General features: G+C 50.0%; 13 protein-coding genes. 8 read left to right on the top strand and 5 right to left on the bottom strand.

Going from position 1 to position 17,019, the window contains the following annotated elements:
- Window positions 1–99 precede the first annotated feature (99 nt).
- Window positions 100–615: an outer membrane protein OmpX gene (gene ompX / locus J5067_RS01890; RefSeq protein ID WP_264642157.1), complete on the bottom strand. Its 516-nt coding sequence runs from the start codon at window positions 613–615 to the stop codon at window positions 100–102.
- A gap of 409 nt (window positions 616–1,024) precedes the next feature.
- Here ompX and rhtA point away from each other — a divergent pair, with 409 nt between their 5' ends.
- The 6 genes from rhtA to J5067_RS01860 all read left to right on the top strand — a co-directional run bounded on the left by rhtA (window position 1,025) and on the right by J5067_RS01860 (window position 5,933).
- Window positions 1,025–1,906, top strand: a complete 882-nt coding sequence (rhtA, locus tag J5067_RS01885) for a threonine/homoserine exporter RhtA (RefSeq protein ID WP_264650301.1) — start codon at window positions 1,025–1,027, stop codon at window positions 1,904–1,906.
- Window positions 1,907–2,247: 341 nt separating this feature from the next.
- Window positions 2,248–2,754, top strand: a complete 507-nt coding sequence (dps, locus tag J5067_RS01880) for a DNA starvation/stationary phase protection protein Dps (RefSeq protein ID WP_264642155.1) — start codon at window positions 2,248–2,250, stop codon at window positions 2,752–2,754.
- 362 nt (window positions 2,755–3,116) lie between these two features.
- Complete coding sequence (gene glnH / locus J5067_RS01875; protein ID WP_264642154.1) at window positions 3,117–3,860, top strand: glutamine ABC transporter substrate-binding protein GlnH; 744 nt, start codon at window positions 3,117–3,119, stop codon at window positions 3,858–3,860.
- Between the two features lie 26 nt (window positions 3,861–3,886).
- Window positions 3,887–4,546 (top strand): glutamine ABC transporter permease GlnP, encoded by a 660-nt coding sequence (glnP, locus tag J5067_RS01870; protein WP_264642153.1) that lies wholly within the window; start codon window positions 3,887–3,889, stop codon window positions 4,544–4,546.
- On the top strand, window positions 4,543–5,265 hold the full coding sequence (gene glnQ, locus J5067_RS01865; protein ID WP_264642152.1) for a glutamine ABC transporter ATP-binding protein GlnQ: 723 nt from the start codon (window positions 4,543–4,545) through the stop codon (window positions 5,263–5,265). The genes glnP and glnQ overlap by 4 nt, the downstream gene beginning before the upstream one ends.
- A 353-nt stretch (window positions 5,266–5,618) precedes the next feature.
- Window positions 5,619–5,933 carry a DNA-binding protein gene (locus J5067_RS01860; RefSeq protein ID WP_264628834.1) on the top strand — a complete coding sequence of 105 codons (315 nt, stop codon included), beginning with the start codon at window positions 5,619–5,621 and terminating at the stop codon, window positions 5,931–5,933.
- Between the two features lie 54 nt (window positions 5,934–5,987).
- Here J5067_RS01860 and J5067_RS01855 read toward each other — a convergent pair whose 3' ends face one another.
- The 4 genes from J5067_RS01855 to dinG form a co-directional block, all read right to left on the bottom strand.
- The gene (locus J5067_RS01855; RefSeq protein ID WP_264650300.1) at window positions 5,988–7,862 is read right to left on the bottom strand and encodes a M3 family metallopeptidase; all 1,875 of its coding nucleotides are present in this window, start codon (window positions 7,860–7,862) and stop codon (window positions 5,988–5,990) included.
- Window positions 7,863–7,918: 56 nt separating this feature from the next.
- Window positions 7,919–11,839, bottom strand: a complete 3,921-nt coding sequence (locus J5067_RS01850) for a hypothetical protein (RefSeq protein ID WP_264650299.1) — start codon at window positions 11,837–11,839, stop codon at window positions 7,919–7,921.
- Window positions 11,840–12,160: 321 nt separating this feature from the next.
- Complete coding sequence (ybiB, locus tag J5067_RS01845; protein ID WP_264642149.1) at window positions 12,161–13,129, bottom strand: DNA-binding protein YbiB; 969 nt, start codon at window positions 13,127–13,129, stop codon at window positions 12,161–12,163.
- Window positions 13,130–13,185: 56 nt separating this feature from the next.
- The gene (dinG, locus tag J5067_RS01840; RefSeq protein ID WP_264650298.1) at window positions 13,186–15,285 is read right to left on the bottom strand and encodes an ATP-dependent DNA helicase DinG; all 2,100 of its coding nucleotides are present in this window, start codon (window positions 15,283–15,285) and stop codon (window positions 13,186–13,188) included.
- 130 nt (window positions 15,286–15,415) lie between these two features.
- Between dinG and J5067_RS01835 the strand changes: the two genes are divergently transcribed.
- Window positions 15,416–16,255 (top strand): AraC family transcriptional regulator, encoded by an 840-nt coding sequence (locus J5067_RS01835; RefSeq protein WP_264650297.1) that lies wholly within the window; start codon window positions 15,416–15,418, stop codon window positions 16,253–16,255.
- 61 nt (window positions 16,256–16,316) lie between these two features.
- Entirely contained in the window at window positions 16,317–16,958 is a 642-nt protein-coding gene (locus J5067_RS01830) for a LysE family translocator (protein ID WP_264642146.1), read from the top strand.
- Window positions 16,959–17,019 lie beyond the last annotated feature (61 nt).

Below are 17,019 nucleotides of genomic sequence, written 5' to 3'. Positions count from 1 at the left end.
TCGTTTCGTGCTACAGACAAAAAAAATCCGCCATGATGGCGGATTTTTATATGACATCGCATTCCGGTTCAGAATTGATTTTCTGACCGCGCGACACCGTTAGAAACGGTAGCCTACGCCAACCGCCCAGGTGCCAACATCGATGCTGCGGATACGGCTTTGTTCATAACCAACATCCAGGGCAACGTCCTGAATCGGGTTGAATTGCAGACCAGCACCGTAGGTGAAACCATAATCATCATTATGGTTGTTATCAGTACCGTCAGCCGCATTGTAAGTGTATTTACCGTGGCTCAGGCCAATCACGCCGTAGACGCTTGCCCAATCATTGATACGGTAAGCCGGGCCCGCAGTAAAGCCCATGTATTGGCCTTTATTGTAGTAACCGTCGTTGGACTGGCTGTCTTCCAGATAGGTGAAGGAGCTGATCACGCCAACCTGGCTGTCGTCAAACTCATAGCGGTATTTAAGGTTAAAACCTTTCGCTTTGTTCACCACGCCCTGGGCATCACCCTGAGCATAACCGGCGGATACGGTACTTTGGCCGGCGAATGCGGAACCTGCGCTTACTGCAAATACGCAAGCCAGTGCGGAAAGACACGCAAATTTTTTCATATACTGCCTCGAATTCATCTTATGAAAGAAGTTTAAGCAGGGTTAATATAACAAAAAAAACCGATGATGCTGCGCATTAAATATTTATCAAACGGCCTACAGATGTAACAAATATTTTCAATGAATGCATAACATGATGATTTTTAATCATTAAAAAACGATGACCACGAAACTAAAATTAATTCCCACCCGGCAGTAAAATACAGATAAATCTTAATATTGCGTTCAGTTAATATACAGCCCGCTATTCATCCCGCACTGAAAATAAATATATCGTAAATAAAAGTCAATTAAAGTAAGCGCGGTGCCGACAAATCCTTTACACTAGATTAATGTGGAAAAATCCTAATTTATGGGCGTCTTTTCCCACACCATCGTAACGACTTCCCTGCTTATCAAGGCCCAAAGGATGACCTTATCTGCTTTGCGCAGCTCGATGCTGCTGCCTGTTCTTCTGATCGTGATTGCGATGCTTTCCATCCAAAGTGGGGCTGCTTTAGCGAAAAACCTGTTTCCGTTAGTAGGGGCACCCGGCGTCACCGCACTGCGCCTTGGGCTTGGTGCTCTGATCTTGTGCGTTGTTTTTAAACCCTGGCGCATGCGTATTCAGGGGAATCGATTGCCGCTGTTGCTGTACGGCCTGACCCTCGGTGGCATGAACTTTTTGTTTTATCTTTCTATTCGCACTGTTCCACTTGGCGTAGCGGTCGCGCTTGAATTTACCGGCCCACTCGCTGTAGCCATTTTCTCGTCGCGTCAGGCGCTCGATTTCCTTTGGATTCTTTTGGCGCTAGCCGGTATGTGGTTCCTATTGCCACTGGACAATGACATCGCCAACGTCGATATGCAAGGCGCGCTCTGTGCCATCGGCGCAGGAGCCTGCTGGGCGTTATATATTGTGTTCGGAAAAAGAGCGGGCGCCAACCATGGCCCAGCGACGGCAGCGATTGGCTCATTGATTGCGGCCATGGTGTTTTGCCCTGTAGGGGCTTATTTCGCAGACACGTCGTTGCTCTCTCCTGCCATTCTTCCGCTTGGCATCGCGATTGCGATCCTTTCCACGGCACTGCCCTACTCGCTGGAGATGATGGCACTGACCCGTCTTCCCGCCAAGACCTTCAGCACGCTGATGAGCATGGAGCCTGTCATTGCCGCTCTTTCCGGGATTCTGTTTCTCGGTGAGCATCTGTTGCTGACACAATGGTTAGCGCTGTTTTGCATCATTGCCGCTTCCCTCGGTGCAACGCTCACAGTAAAACGAGCACGCATCACCGATAGCGCCCAAGGCTGACACCCCACTCCGCCTGAATTCAATCGCGTTTCTTCTCTTGCAGGCAACCTACTGCGGCAAGAGAAGGTCCCTTTCAGATATATTGCATTACGGATGATACCAGCGTCTGAATAGCCGTAGGGTATTACCAGAGCTAAATAACTCTCATTCATTATGGTTATTTACTATAATAACGATGAGCGATTTTTATAATTAAATCAGCCAAAAAGAGATACACCTGCACAGTACATGGGCAATTTCTATAATAGGTATTACCTTGTTATTCCCTGCATCGAACTCTGCTATAGTTATTTCCATTGAGCAGTCAGATTATTATTTCACTTGTCAGGAGGAGATACCTTATGGCTACGGCTAAATTGGTAAAAGCAGCAGCATCCGACCTCATCTATACCCGCAATAATCTGGATGAGCACGTCAAAACGTCCACCATCAAGCTATTGGACAAGTTAGTTGTCGATTTAATCGATTTGTCATTGATCACCAAGCAAGCCCATTGGAACATGCGCGGCGCCAATTTTATCGCCGTTCACGAAATGCTGGATGGCTTCCGCACCGCCCTTACCGACCATCTGGATACGCTGGCAGAGCGCGTAGTACAACTGGGTGGCGTTGCACTGGGTACGGTACAGGTCATTAATAAAGAGACCTCGCTGAAAAGCTACCCAACCAATATCCACAGCGTACAGGATCACTTGAAAGCGCTGGCGGAGCGTTACGGCGTTGTCGCGAACGAAGTGCGCAGTGCTATTGCGAAAACTGACGATGAAGACAGTGCGGATATGTTAACGGCAGCCTCTCGCGATCTGGATAAATTCCTGTGGTTTATCGAAGCCAACATCGCTGAATAACCGCCGCGTCATACCGGCATATAGGTTAGCGGGCCATCGTAGACATGCTGTTCTCGATGGCCTACACATTCCGTTACGCTTTATGTACCCTACCCTTTGCACTTTTTCCTCTTAATATTCGTACAAAAAGTTAGCTTTTATCCCTTCAAACACAATCAACGGTTGTGTCTCGCAGCATAATCAGTTATTCATAGCGGCGTCCCGTGCCGGAGGCGACGTTCGCGTGCATTGGCGACACTGAATAAAAACAAGGAGTTATAAAATATAACCCTCTGTTTCTACAGCTTTTTTCCTTAAATACTATTATTAGTAGTGCCTGCTTGAAACAGGCTTCCCACAAACGGCTAATTAGGAAGGATCGGATGAAATCACTACTTAAGGCCTCATTGGCAGCGCTGGCGCTGACCATGAGCGTTTCCAGCTACGCGGCGGACAAGCCTCTCATCGTTGCCACAGACACAGCGTTTGTTCCCTTCGAGTTCAAGCAAGGCGATAAATACGTCGGCTTCGACATCGATCTCTGGGACGCTATCGCGAAAGAACTGAAACTGGAATACACCCTGAAACCGATGGACTTCGCAGGTATTATTCCTGCCCTGCAAACCCGCAATATTGATTTGGCGCTGGCAGGGATCACCATCACTGAAGAACGCAAACGCGCCGTCGATTTTTCTGATGGTTACTACAACAGCGGCTTGCTGGTGATGGTAAAAGCAGACAACACCAGCATTCAGGGTGAACAGGATCTGGCGGGCAAAGTGGTGGCGGTGAAAAGCGGCACCGGTTCAGTTGACTACGCCAAAGCCAATATCAAGACGAAAGAACTGCGCCAGTTCCCGAATATTGATAATGCATACATGGAGTTAGGTGTCGGTCGTGCCGATGCGGTACTGCATGATACGCCGAATATCCTGTACTTCATCAAAACAGCGGGCAACGGTCAGTTTAAAGCGGTGGGTGATTCCATCAAGGCACAACAATACGGTGTCGCCTTCCCGAAAGGCAGCGAACTGCGTGAAAAAGTAAATGCGGCATTGAAAACGCTGCGTGACAACGGCACCTATGCTGAAATTTATAAAAAATGGTTCGGCACTGAACCGAAATAATTGCCGTATCAGTCTGGAGAACGTTCATGCAGTTTGATTGGAGTGCCATCTGGCCTTCTCTGCCTCTTCTGTTAGAAGGGGCAAAAATGACCTTGCTGATATCCGTGCTGGGTCTGCTGGGTGGCTTGGTTATCGGTGTTGTCGCGGGCTTTGCCCGCGTTTACGGGAGCTGGATCTCCAATAACATCGCGTTGGTGTTTATTGAAATCATCCGCGGCACACCGATTGTTGTACAAGTCATGTTTATTTACTTTGCCTTGCCGATGATCCTGACGTCGGTGCGTATCGATCCTTTCGCCGCTGCGGTAGTCACCATAATGATCAACTCCGGTGCCTATATCGCGGAAATTACGCGCGGATCGGTATTGTCGATTCACAAAGGGTTTCGTGAGGCAGGTTTGGCACTGGGGCTATCAAAACGCGATACGCTACGCCATGTGATTGCACCGTTGGCGTTGCGTCGGATGTTACCTCCATTAGGCAACCAATGGATCATCAGTATCAAAGATACCTCGCTGTTCATCGTTATCGGCGTGGCGGAACTGACCCGTTCCGGACAAGAAATCATTGCGGGCAATTTTCGCGCACTGGAAATCTGGAGTGCGGTTGCGGTGATCTATCTGGTCATTACCTTGGTACTGAGTTTCATTTTGCGTCTTCTGGAAAGAAAACTTAAAATTATATGATTGAATTCAAGAACGTTTCTAAACACTTTGGTCAGACAAAGGTGTTGCATGACATCAATCTGAATATCAACCAGGGTGAAGTGGTGGTGATTATCGGGCCTTCAGGCTCCGGTAAGTCCACCCTGCTGCGCTGCATCAATAAGCTGGAAGAAATTACCAGCGGTGAGCTGATTGTCGACGGCCTGAAAGTGAACGACCCTAAAGTTGATGAGCGCCTTATCCGTCAGGAAGCGGGTATGGTGTTTCAACAATTTTATCTTTTCCCACACCTGACCGCGCTGGAAAATGTGGCATTTGGCCCGATTCGCGTGCGCGGTGCCAGCAAAGCGGAAGCTGAAAAGCTGGCACTGGAACTGTTGGCGAAAGTGGGTCTGTCTGAACGTGCGAACCATTTTCCGTCCGAGCTTTCTGGCGGTCAGCAGCAGCGCGTGGCAATTGCCCGTGCACTCGCCGTCAAACCCAAACTGATGCTGTTTGATGAGCCAACCTCGGCACTCGATCCCGAATTACGTCACGAAGTGCTGACAGTAATGAAAGATCTTGCGGACGAAGGCATGACCATGGTCATCGTCACGCACGAAGTGGGATTTGCTCATAAAGTCGCTTCACGGTTGATTTTTATTGATAAAGGCCGTATCGCTCAAGATGGCGATCCTGAAGAACTGATCACCAATCCCCCCAGCGAGCGGTTGCGGGAGTTCTTGCAGCACGTTTCCTGATAGAGCGACTTCGTACTCATGTTCGCAATAACGGGCGTATCCTGACGGTTACGCCCGTTTTCTTTATCCATCCACCTGAGATTACATCAGTAAACAACGCTCTTCGAGCCCTCTCCCAGGTTTACATTTGATCCTGCCCACGGAATAGATCTTTTAGTGACCACAACGCTACCCTCCCCAATAGGTTCTCCATGACCTTAGACATGACAATCCCGTTGCCCGTCGTCAGTCATCGATACGGTAGAGGAATGCCAAGGCGTTAACACACTTGACGAAGAGTCGTTTATAAACGAAAATGCACACCTATCAGATTGAGCACTATTTGACCGCCGCAGGGCAACGACGAGGCAAAGATGAAAAGAAGCAGACCCCATGACGAAGCAATGGCTACGCTCTACCGCAACGATCCTGCTCTGGCTCTTGAGGTAATCAATGATATTCTCAGCAACGGTGACCAACCGGAATTGTTAAGCGTTCTGCGCCAACTCACACAAGCGTTTGGCGGAGTGCAGAGCGTAGCCGAACAAGCACACCTTAATCCCACGCAGTTATATCGTACGCTATCGCCCAAAGGCAATCCGGCATTGAGCAGTCTGACCGCAATCCTCAAGGCCATGGGATTGCGTCTGGCCGTACAGCCACTGACTACGCCTGCTGCCAGCCGATAGTATGCCGCCTTACCCCTCTCGGGTGGCAGAGGTGAAGCGAGAAGGTTTAGCGATTCACGCTATATGCGGATATTCGCGCTCAATAAACAAAGCAAACGCCTCGCACATCGCACTATCGCCATCGCGGTTGTCTGCCAGCACGCGAGCACCGTCGACAATACGGATATGGGCGTTCAAATCGGCATCAGCCTCAGGTTGCGGATGCTGGGCGGCATGCTGGATAGCCGCTTGCGCCTGCTGCCACGCCTGCTCAACCGTCAAATTACAAGCCTGAGCCAGATAAGCCGGATTGAACCCTTCGCCTGTCAGACTGCGCAGCGTGTCATCATGGCTGACGCTGTTGCCAGGTCGCCAGTAATGCAGGGCCAGATCCGGGCCAATGGCCGGGTTATCCGTGAGATAACCATCGCGCTTGAGAAAGAAATGCCGCGTTTGCTCAACCGCCATCAGCGCCAGCAGATAACCCTGATATGAACAGGCCGACTCCATCGATAACAGATGCGGAATGGCAATGGTAGGGCGCGGGCTCCCGCCAACGCCCAAAATGCGCTGCTCGATGTCTCGCGCCAGCTGGGTGATGGTAGCTGGCGTGCGTGCATCATCATCCATGCTGTAAAGCTGCCATTCAAAGTAAGGCACCAACAGAATATGGCGCTCGTTAAAAGCACGCATCGGTTGGCGCACAGCGATATCGGCCTCAATCAACGCATCAGAGAGCGCTTCGCCCTGACGGTTCTTGGCATAGCGTTTCAGCCAGTCAGCATCGTGCAGCAGGCTGTCGCAAAACATGGATTGCGTTTCCGCATAAGCCATCGATGTAGGCGGAAACTCCTGCGAGAAGCAAGGTGCATTTTGACGGATATTGGCAAAATGCGCCGCATGGCCGCCTTCATGAAACAGGGTGTTGATACCCGTTGCGCCGCTGCCCACTTGGTCCGGTTTAGCCAGGCTGGTGAAATTGATTTTTGCCGGCAGCCACTGCCCTTCCTGAACAAAGGGCGGAACCGGGCCATGCATAAAACCGTTTTCATATTTACCTTTACGCACCAACAAATCCAGTTGCATCTCTGCGCCATTAAACCCGATGTGCAGTCGCTTAAAGCTGTTAATCCAGCGTTCTAACGAGGCGGAAAAAGGAAAATAGGGGTCGAGTTGGCGGGTAACGTCTCCTGCGCTGGCATAACGAATATTCCACGGTTGCAGCGCGCTGTCGCCCTTCTCGCTCGCGAGGGCGGCCAGACTGCGCGCATTCGCTTCGCGCGTTTGCGCTTCAAAACGGTCGAGAATGGCAAACAACTGTTCTGGAGTCATTCGCTCCGTTTTATTCACTTTATAGTCAAAATAATTGCGATATCCCATCTGCCGGGCAAACCGGTTACGCAGTGTAATCAGTTCAGGGAAACCATGGTGTAATAACCACTGTTCCACATCGCGTAGGGCCTGTTGTGAACTTTGGCGATAAGATTCGTTGTCGTTGGTTGCCTGATTGGTGAGCAATTCACCTAAGGAGGCAGAGACTTTCACCCCCTCAGCATTCAGGTGAGTGACCTCATAATTTTTCCGTCGCGTATAGAGCGCACTTTCCGCAGCGATAATCTCATCCATCAGCGCTTGCGCCTGCGGATCTTCAATCACATTACAATCAAAAAAACGATACCACCCCTGCAAGCCATGCAGTAACTCAGCCACCGGCGAGGTCTGCCCCACGTCTGGCAGGGCTTCAAGCGCAGCAATATGAGTACGCAACGCTTTCAACCGTTCAGGATCAGCGATAAAGCGTTTATAGGCGCTTTCAGCAGCAGCGAACTTCTCCGCAGCGCTGTCACCGCCAATCCCCATATAGTGTTGCCAAAAACACGCTTCTTTCTCCTGATGCACGGCGAGATAGTCGCGATTCAGAGCATTGAAATACGCTAAAGCCTGTTGCATATGCATCCCTTTCTAAAGTTGACCCAAGCCCCTATCAGGGCGTCGGTCAGTAAACATCAAGCCCCCTTTCTGCTCTCACTTACCACAGCGGTCAGGCTTAACAAGGCTTTCTTAATCATACCTTTTGATATGTTGGATTGCATAGATGATTGCCCGACATCGCGCGGCATCCTGCTGGGGAACAAGCGGCCATGGAGATCATCGATAATATTGACCAGTGAATCAGCATTATCCATGATAATATTGGCTCTGAGCATATCGTCATTGAGAACCAATTGTTTAAACCGTTCAATATTGGGGCGTTGAATACCGACGCGTTGTGCGTAAGCCTCTAAAAAGTCATCATCAAAGTGTAAAATGTTGGTTTGATCTCTCCCGGTTAATTGATCTTCGAACGCCTCGGGGATATCCTCCGGCTCGCCAATTCTCGAGGTGTAGGGGCTCGGGAAAAAATCTCTCGTTCCACCAGCAACATGGGAGACCTCATGCAATGCCGTCAAATGCAATGCATTATTAAATAATTCACTATTAGTAAACCTGTCCGCTAAAATCATTACACGCCTATTGGCATCAATATAGTGAGTAAACCCTAATGAACCTTGCGTCTCGGCATAGGGTACGCCGCTTCGTCTGGCGGTAGCCAGATAGATTTTGTCATAATAGTTATCAAAATAATGGCAAATCTTATCTAAATAGTGCTTGAGTCTTTCCAACGCGATACCAATGATCTCAGGCGTATCGATAGCAAGCACTTCTTCCATATAATCACTGATGATACGTTCAGAAATATCGGCATCAACTCGCCTTTCAACGTTTGAGAAATACACTTCATAAATTTTATTTCTCACCTCATTGGACATTATTTTCGCATCATTAATGGTTGAAGTGAAGTACCATAAATTCTCTCTTAAAAAATAGAATCTTTCGGGGATAGACTCAAGCCCATCGGCCACACTATGAATATAAACATGTGACATTTCAGTTTTTGCCGCGATGATGTCCAACCATTGGTCGGGAAAGTAATTTTCCAACACCGTTTCCCGATAAAAAGTAAGGTCCACATCTATTCTATTTTCGGGAGTATGACCAAATCGTGGTGGTAAAAAATCGGTTAACAAAGAGACACCGAGGTGTTCGATAAATTCATTTTCTACCAGATTAACATCGAATGTCTGTGAGTTAACCTCAACAATTCTCCGGGGAATATTGTAGAGAAGATGTGTATTTTTCAGCTCAGGAATCTGTGCGTTAAGAATGAGATGCTGTGGCATCACATTCTGGCGATGCAGTGGAATAAGCTGATTATCCTGGTTCAATAGAAAGCGTTTACCCGCCAATGCGCCAGTGTCAGGATTGGCTAATACATAAATACCCGGATGATTCACTCTGCTGATTCTTTCTACAGGTACACTTACCTGTGAATAAGGCAGTCGAGCGGAAATGACAGAAGAGGGAGGCACTGGCAGCCTTTCCAGCCACCGTTCAGAGACGAGTTTTTCTGCAAGGGCGATAGTGTTTTTGTCTCTGTTGAGGAAAGCGACCAATTTTTCAGTAAATCCTCTTCCTATACCTGTCATAAGTTCAAATCCGGGATCAAGGCTTCTGAGTGTGTTTTTTCCCAGCGACGTCATTTCTTGCAGGGTAGGTACTGATATCTCTTTCAAAAAGACCTCAGTTCCTGTTATTTTTTCTCCTCTACGTAAAACCTTTCTTGCATGATAGGCGGCCTTCCCTAACCCCATACCAAATTTCCCTCCCATACGCGCAGCCTGAGACAATACAGGGGCGATCGCCAGCGCATCCATCATGCACGAGGGCACTGCCTGTACGGGATTATTATTGATAATTCCATCGATACAGTCATAGAATGGAACAACCTTACTGACGAGTTTCCAGGCGTTTTGCAACTCAGACGCATCATTGCCCGTCTTGTAGAGCAAGTGATAGAGATTTTCACTGTGCATATCGCTCAACGTGCCAATGATTTTATTTTTATCATCTCCATTCCCCAATGGATTTTTTCGGTCAGTAAGAATAGTGAAATGAAACGTATCTTTATCGGTTGTTAATTCTCGGCCAGCAACCACTCGATGACGACCAAAATCCCGATAATCGAGAACATCAGCTTCAATGTAACGCAGAATATCACGGTCAACCCTGACAATAGAATAACCGCTGGATGTATCTTGGCCTCCCCACTTCAGCGCGTAAATTCTTTCCTGCTCACCATGGATTACAGATAGAAGATCTGTTTTTTCTAAATTAATATATAAATTCTTATCCAGCGCATAGTTATAAGCGACAATCATGGCGTGCCGCGTATTCATACTAAAAGAGGCAGGGTAGACCGTCGCATTCGGTGAAAAAAAGAAATTAAGCTCATTTTCTTCCATGTTTTCCAACACAGAACCGATCAGGCTTTTATCCAGTTCACCGAAGCAATCAGAGACGTTTTTCGTCAATCGATGGTACTCGCCATCCAGGCTGTCTGGCGCTGCGCGGCAAGGTTTTAATACACCATTCATATAAAGCTGTTTGGATTGACTTTGCGATTTTTCACGTTTTTGTTGCAGTGTTCGTATGGCATCCGCCCTGTCATCTAGAGCCGGTAACTCATGGGGCGGACAATCAGCAATAATTTTTTCAGCCAATTGCCCTTTACTGAGCCAGTGGTCTACGGCAGATTGATAACATTGCAACTGTGTGATTAACCGTTGCCGCGTTGCTTCACTCTTTTTCCTGATCTCAATATAATTATCGATAATATCTCTACTTATACTGTGAAATCTTTTTTCCGAATGGATCCTTCCCGGTATTTTTTCAGCAGCAAAAAACAGCGCTGGAAGTAAAAAATAGACCACTTTATCGGCACTGACGCCTTCTTCCAGGGCAATACGCCATAGCGCTTCGCCCAGTTGAATACTCTGCTCACGGTTAAAGTGACGTAACTGGCCAACATCAGATAGGAAGCGTGTACCCGTATACAAATGACTAAATTCGGTGCTGTTTAATGACAGGTCATCTATTTTTTGCTCGGAGAAGCAGAGCAACGGCAACTCTTTTTGCAAAAATGACGACCACATTGCTTCAAGATCGGCTCGCCACTCTGTTGGGACGCTCTCTAGGTTAACATGTTTTTCACTGTCAAGCGTGCTCAAGGCCGCCAGGTGTTTAATACTGCTCACAGTATAATAATTAGGGTAATCAGCAGTTGCCATTTTTCGGGTTAAATATTCACTGAGTGGCATTCCCAGAAAGGTGTCAAACACCCAGTTTCTGATCACTATCGCAACTTGCTCACGCGAAAGATGCTCTCCTTTTTGACTTCCATATTCCCCTGAGGCACGGAGAATATGCCTGGCCACGATATCCATTCTGTGTAATGGCACTGAGTCACCCTCAATGTCCATATTAAAAAGCCAATGTGCAACCCCAGAGACCAGTTGCTCTTTAGATAAAGCACAATATTTTTCACTGCACGGTAACACCCCTTTTTTTCTCAAAAAATGGATGAGGTTTTCATTGTTTTTTCCATTATTCACCGAAGGCGTTTTTCGATGCCGGATAATAGGGTGTGTTGTTAGCACCTCAGCCGGAGGCATAGGGAAAAGAGGTGTTACTCCCGTTGCTGGCCGCGATGCCTTATCGAGCTGATTTATCATGCCGATGCTCAAGGTGACATGTTGCGGCACACCCTCTGGGCTGCGTGGCGTAACTGATTGTAATTCCGAACCGGTTAACGCCTTTGCGGTGCTCACCGTGCTATTAGACACCGTACTGAGTAATGATAAAAGCTGTAATAGCGCATGAGCTATACTGTGCCTGTCCCTATTTCCTGAATGTAATCCCGGCGTGCTGGCTAATCGTTTTACCTGCTCATCCTGTTGACGCTGATCCCCATATTTTTTATCTTGCTGATAAGTATAATTACCGATGACTTGTCGATGCTGATCCGCCACCAAAGAAATTCTTGGCATGATATTTCCTTATATAGTTATAGGGCATATTGCTTAAAGGCATATAATATAGCGCTGTACTAAATACAAATTAAACCATTCCCCTGCTATAGAAATTAACACACAGAAATATAACAGAGCTCGCGATAATCCCTTTATTACTCGATAAATACGATCTGATTATCATCAGTTTTAGCACGGGTGAATAACAAATAACCGTCGTAACCAGGAAACCTATCGGGGGGGAGATAAACGCGTCGAAAAAAAACCAGTGAATACCAAATGTATTCGACTGGTTTTTCAGGGGATGAAGGGTGATGTTAGCGCTCAGACACTGGTATTTTAGCCAAAACGTTTACTAATCGTCGCCACCGCTTGTTCCATGGTCGGAGACATACCGCCCGCAACCAGACAACAGGCAAGTTGCAAACGCAGGGCATAAGGTAGCGCAATTTCCCCCGCCAGGCACTGCGCGGTCCAACGCGCGGTCGTCGCCACATCACGGGCGATCGGCAACTTATCCGGCGCTACCACAATATCCTGGCGCTGTTGCAGCACTACGCTGTGTTGGCCTTGGATAAAGTGAATTTCAGGGCAGCGCTGTGGATTAGCATACACCTCGCCCTCCGTGCCGTGCATCAACAGCGCTCGCGCCTCGATATCCAGAAAAAACTGATTAAGGCGGCTAACGTATTCCGGATGAGAAACGCTGGTTAAACGCAATGCCTCTTGCTCACCGAACGGCGTCAACAATTTAGCCAGCGTATGGCTGCTATTGCGCACGCCCATGCGCCAGCGTAGCTGCAACTGTTTATCCAAGGCAGGGCTCAGGGCTGAAATTGGAATGAATACCGGGAAGCCCTCATCAATCAATGACTGCGCCGCCTTGGCGCTGTTCGCACTTTTCACCCCGAGCGCTTGCAGAATTTCCGCGCTGGTTACCCGCGTTGGGTCATTTTCAACGCCGTGCACCACCACCGGAAAGCCCAATTTAACCAGCAGTAACGCCAGCAGCGGCGTCAGGTTGGCCTGACGTCGCGCACCGTTGTAGCTAGGGATAACGATAGGCATAGGGCGACCCGCAGGCGCGTGCAGGCGTAACACTTGCTCGCTGGCAGCCTGATAGAAACCGCGCAGTTCTGCTTCACCTTCCCCTTTGATTCGCAAGGCAATCAGTATACCGCCCAGTTCCAGATCGGGCACATCACCTTGCAGCATATGACGATACAGCGTGTAGGCGGCGTCTTGATCCAAATCACGTGCGTGATTTTTCCCCCGCCCGACCTCTTTGATGATGGTGGTAAAGTCCATGCGTTCTCCCGCGAAAAAGACGATCGATCTCTTTGTGCAAAAATAGCATGTTTATATCAGGCTGGCACATCGCGTTGTTCAATGGGAAATACCGGCAACGCCGCCAGCAGTTGCGCACCGTATCCCTTGGTCAACAAACGCCTGTCATAGATAACGATCTCGCCAAAACAGCTATGGCTGCGAATCAAGCGCCCGACCTGCTGAATCAGGTTAAAGGAAGCGGCGGGTAGGCTTTGTACCACGAAGGGATGGCGTTTTTGGCTTTTTAGCCACTCTCCTTCAGTGAGGATCACCGGGCTGTCAATCGGGGGAAAAGCAATCTTATGGATATGTACCTGCGACAGCAGCTCACCTTTCAAATCCAGTCCTTCGGCAAAAGATTGCAAGCCAACCAGTACGCTGACATCGCCCGCCTCAACGCGTTGGCGGTGTAGCGCAATCAAGCGCGAACGCGGCTGATCCCCCTGTACCAACAGCATCAAGCGCAAATCGGTGACCTGTGAGAGAAACTGCTGCATCGCCCTTTGGCTGGCGAACAGCACCAAAATCCCTTTGTGCGCCTGCTGCGCCAGTGATTGGCGGAAAAAACGCGCCATTTCGGCAATGTGTGGCACTTCATTTTCCAACAACGGCTCACAGTGCATTTTGGGGATCACCAGTTTGCCTTGCTGACAGTGGTTGAAAGGCGAATCCAGCGTAATAAAACGATCGCCCTCCTCTTCATCCAGGCCAGAAAGCTCTTTCAGTCGCTGGTAACTGTTTAGGGAGCGTAAGGTCGCAGAGGTCAGCACCACGTGCGACACATTGCGCCACAGTAGCCGGTCGAGCTGGTCACAAACGCGTATTCCCGCACAATGTAACGATAGCCGCCACTGCCCTTCTCGGTATTCCCGATGCAGCCATTTGGATACCGGCGCATTGGAGACTTTCTCCAGCGCAGCCAAATGCCAGAGCTGCGTTTTACTCTCCAGATAGCCCATGGCACGGCTCATGCGCAATAGCGCCTGATGAACCCGCACCACATCGTGCTTACCGGTTTTCTCACCAAGATCGTGAGACAGGTATTCGGTTAAGCCACGCAGGCCATCCGTCAACTTATGCAGCCGTACGCACACCTGGCGCATCTCTTCCGGCATCACCCCCATCGGGAAGCGATACTCGCTTTCTTGCCCTTCGCCCCCCAGAAACAGCTCACTCATGGCAACAAAGGCGGCGTTCTGCTCGAGCATCTCTTCAATATGTGCCGTCAACCGCTCGGGATGGGTGAGACGCGGCGGCGATTTGGGCGGGAACTGCGCCATACAGGTCGCCACCAGTTGGATCAGACTGTCCAACTGCGTTTTGACATACGCCGGGGTAATATCCCCCGCCATTTCCAGCGAATCGCGCGCCACATCCGGCACGTGATGCCCCTCATCCAGCACCAACAGCAGATCTTTCGCGGCCGGAAGCACCGAATCGCTCTCCATGGCCGCCATCACCAAGGCGTGGTTGCTCACCACCACTTCCGTATTTTCAATCTCACGGCGGGCGATAAAAAACGGGCAGTCACGGTAATAGTGGCAATTTTTACCCAGACAGTTGGCTTTATCGGTACTGACCTTACGCCATAGCGTATCTTCGACCGTCAGGCTGTAGTGGTCGCGCATGCCATCCCACTCGTAGCCTTGAAACGCTTTCGCCATCTTGAGACAGGCCCCGCGCTCTTCTTTACTGGCCGGTTCCAGCTCATCACTGAGAAACGCCAGCAAATCCCCTTGCGCCGTCTCGGAGGTCAGTGCCGCCAGATTGCGTGGGCAGAGATAGCGCGCCCGGCCAAAAGCGGCGGTGAAGGTGAGATCCGGGATGAATTTTTTCAGCAGCGGCAGATCTTTGGTCACAATCTGATCCTGCAACGCGATATTGGCGGTGCTGATCACCAGCGTCTTGCTTTCTGCGCGCGCAATTGCAATGCCGGGGATCAGGTAGGACAGGGTTTTACCCACGCCAGTGGGTGCCTCAATAACCGCGTGACGCGGGTATTCCCCCGCCAGGGTTTTCGCCACTTCGGCGATCATCTGTCGCTGCGGAGCACGAGAGATAAAATCAGGAATATGTTGTTGCAGCGCCTTATACCACTGGTCGATTTGCTGCTTGATTGTGGGGGTAAGCGCCATGCCATCTCAATGTCTGTCCAATTCTGCGGCTATTGTCCCACAGACGGCGGCAAACGTCAGCCGCCATTCCCCTCGACAAACCCGCACGCAGCCAGTAGGGTAAAGAAAATACGGATAACGAGTCTTTCCCATGTCTGCGGTGCACCGCGTCAAACAAGCGTATTGGTTTTCTCCGCACCTGCCTCAGGTCGAGTGCCGTTCAACCTGGTGCAGCGCTCAGGGTTACAAAACCCATTCGCACACCCAGCTCTCCCTCGGTTTAGTCGTGGCGGGTAACACCGTTTGCCACTATCGCGGAGCAGACCACCTGTTGCGCGCGGGGGATATGGTGTTGATAGACCCCGATGCGCCGCACAGTTGTACCCCGCTGCCCGGACAAACGCGCAGCTATCATATGTTTTACCTCGATGCGGCTTGGTGCCGGGCGATTTTGTCCCAACAGTGCGGGCAGCCGGTGGCCGCACTCCATTGCCACCCAGTGTGCGTACAAGACCCCGCGCTGTTTGGTGATGGCCTGCAACTGCTCAATAGCCTGTATCGCCACGATATACACAGCGCGACACCGCAGTTGAACGCAATGGTATCCACGCTGTTGTCTCGTTACTGTTCTGCCCAGCAGCCACTCACGGAGCAATCCACAACGCGCTATATGCGCCAGCGTCTGCTGAGCAATTTGCAAACATCGCCGTCGCTGACCACGCTGGCACAGGAACTGCACCTGCGCCGGGAAACACTGGTACGACATTTCCGTGCAGATACCGGCATCACGCCCATGGCTTTCCTTAACAATGCGCGCATTGAATATGCCAAGACGCTGATCAAGCAGGGCGTACCGCTGGCTGATGCCGGATACCAAAGCGGCTTTAGCGATCAAAGCCATTTTCACAAAATCTTTGTGCTGCACACGGCGGCGACGCCGGGACAATATCAGCAAGCAAGCGGGTCCCCCTCTGCCGCGATCACTATTTGACAATAATTAGCCCGACAAGCTCACTAGACTTGGCCTCGTTTATTTTGTTGAGGTCACTGTTATGGTTATTGATACCCTGTTTCCTGCCCATTTCCCCGCGCTCGCTTTAGCGCATTTTGTCGCATTGCTCAGCCCCGGTCCCGATTTCTTCTTGCTGGCCGCCTATGCGCTGCGCCACCGCCTGCGCGGCAGTATCGGCATCTGTGTAGGCATCGCGCTCGGCAACGGATGCTATATCCTGCTGGCTATTCTGGGCGGCGCTGCCATTCAGCAGGCGCCCCCTCTGTTTATTGTGCTGCAACTCGCCGGGGCGCTGTATCTGCTGTGGGTAGGTTCACAGTTGGTGCGCAGTTCAGCACGTACCACCGCGCTAACGGCCACAGAAACACATCGCCTGCCTTCACTGACACACCAGTTGTTACTTGGCCTGGGTTCCTCGTTGCTTAATCCCAAAAATATGCTGTTTTATATCAGCCTGATGGCCAGTATTCTTGGCCCATCCGTCACACTGATACAGCAAACCGTCAGCGGAGGGTGGATGTTCAGCGTGGTATTACTGTGGGATATCGCCTTAGCTGCGGTTATTGGTCAACAACGCATACAGCAAGCGTTGCAACGCTACCTTTATCTGATTGAACGCGGCGCAGGGGCTATTCTGATGCTGTTTGGCGGTTATCTGTTGCTGGGGTTATGGCCGGGTTGATACCGTTAAACGTGCAGGCCGCTTGTTTCATACGCAAGAGGCTTTATAATTTATGGCGATT

Source organism: Candidatus Symbiopectobacterium sp. NZEC151, from assembly GCF_025962655.1.
Taxonomy (GTDB): Bacteria; Pseudomonadota; Gammaproteobacteria; order Enterobacterales; family Enterobacteriaceae; genus Symbiopectobacterium.
The sequence above is the reverse complement of the archived record's forward strand: the minus strand, read 5'-3'. Positions and strand labels throughout refer to the sequence as shown.

What these genes read in the sequence shown, in the direction of transcription:
- ompX (WP_264642157.1), bottom strand. Translation starts at nt 615, where the DNA reads ATGAAAAAATTTGCGTGTCTTTCCGCACTGGCTTGCGTATTTGCAGTA.
- rhtA (WP_264650301.1), top strand. Translation starts at nt 1,025, where the DNA reads ATGACCTTATCTGCTTTGCGCAGCTCGATGCTGCTGCCTGTTCTTCTG.
- dps (WP_264642155.1), top strand. Translation starts at nt 2,248, where the DNA reads ATGGCTACGGCTAAATTGGTAAAAGCAGCAGCATCCGACCTCATCTAT.
- glnH (WP_264642154.1), top strand. Translation starts at nt 3,117, where the DNA reads ATGAAATCACTACTTAAGGCCTCATTGGCAGCGCTGGCGCTGACCATG.
- glnP (WP_264642153.1), top strand. Translation starts at nt 3,887, where the DNA reads ATGCAGTTTGATTGGAGTGCCATCTGGCCTTCTCTGCCTCTTCTGTTA.
- glnQ (WP_264642152.1), top strand. Translation starts at nt 4,543, where the DNA reads ATGATTGAATTCAAGAACGTTTCTAAACACTTTGGTCAGACAAAGGTG.
- J5067_RS01860 (WP_264628834.1), top strand. Translation starts at nt 5,619, where the DNA reads ATGAAAAGAAGCAGACCCCATGACGAAGCAATGGCTACGCTCTACCGC.
- J5067_RS01855 (WP_264650300.1), bottom strand. Translation starts at nt 7,862, where the DNA reads ATGCAACAGGCTTTAGCGTATTTCAATGCTCTGAATCGCGACTATCTC.
- J5067_RS01850 (WP_264650299.1), bottom strand. Translation starts at nt 11,839, where the DNA reads ATGCCAAGAATTTCTTTGGTGGCGGATCAGCATCGACAAGTCATCGGT.
- ybiB (WP_264642149.1), bottom strand. Translation starts at nt 13,129, where the DNA reads ATGGACTTTACCACCATCATCAAAGAGGTCGGGCGGGGGAAAAATCAC.
- dinG (WP_264650298.1), bottom strand. Translation starts at nt 15,285, where the DNA reads ATGGCGCTTACCCCCACAATCAAGCAGCAAATCGACCAGTGGTATAAG.
- J5067_RS01835 (WP_264650297.1), top strand. Translation starts at nt 15,416, where the DNA reads ATGTCTGCGGTGCACCGCGTCAAACAAGCGTATTGGTTTTCTCCGCAC.
- J5067_RS01830 (WP_264642146.1), top strand. Translation starts at nt 16,317, where the DNA reads ATGGTTATTGATACCCTGTTTCCTGCCCATTTCCCCGCGCTCGCTTTA.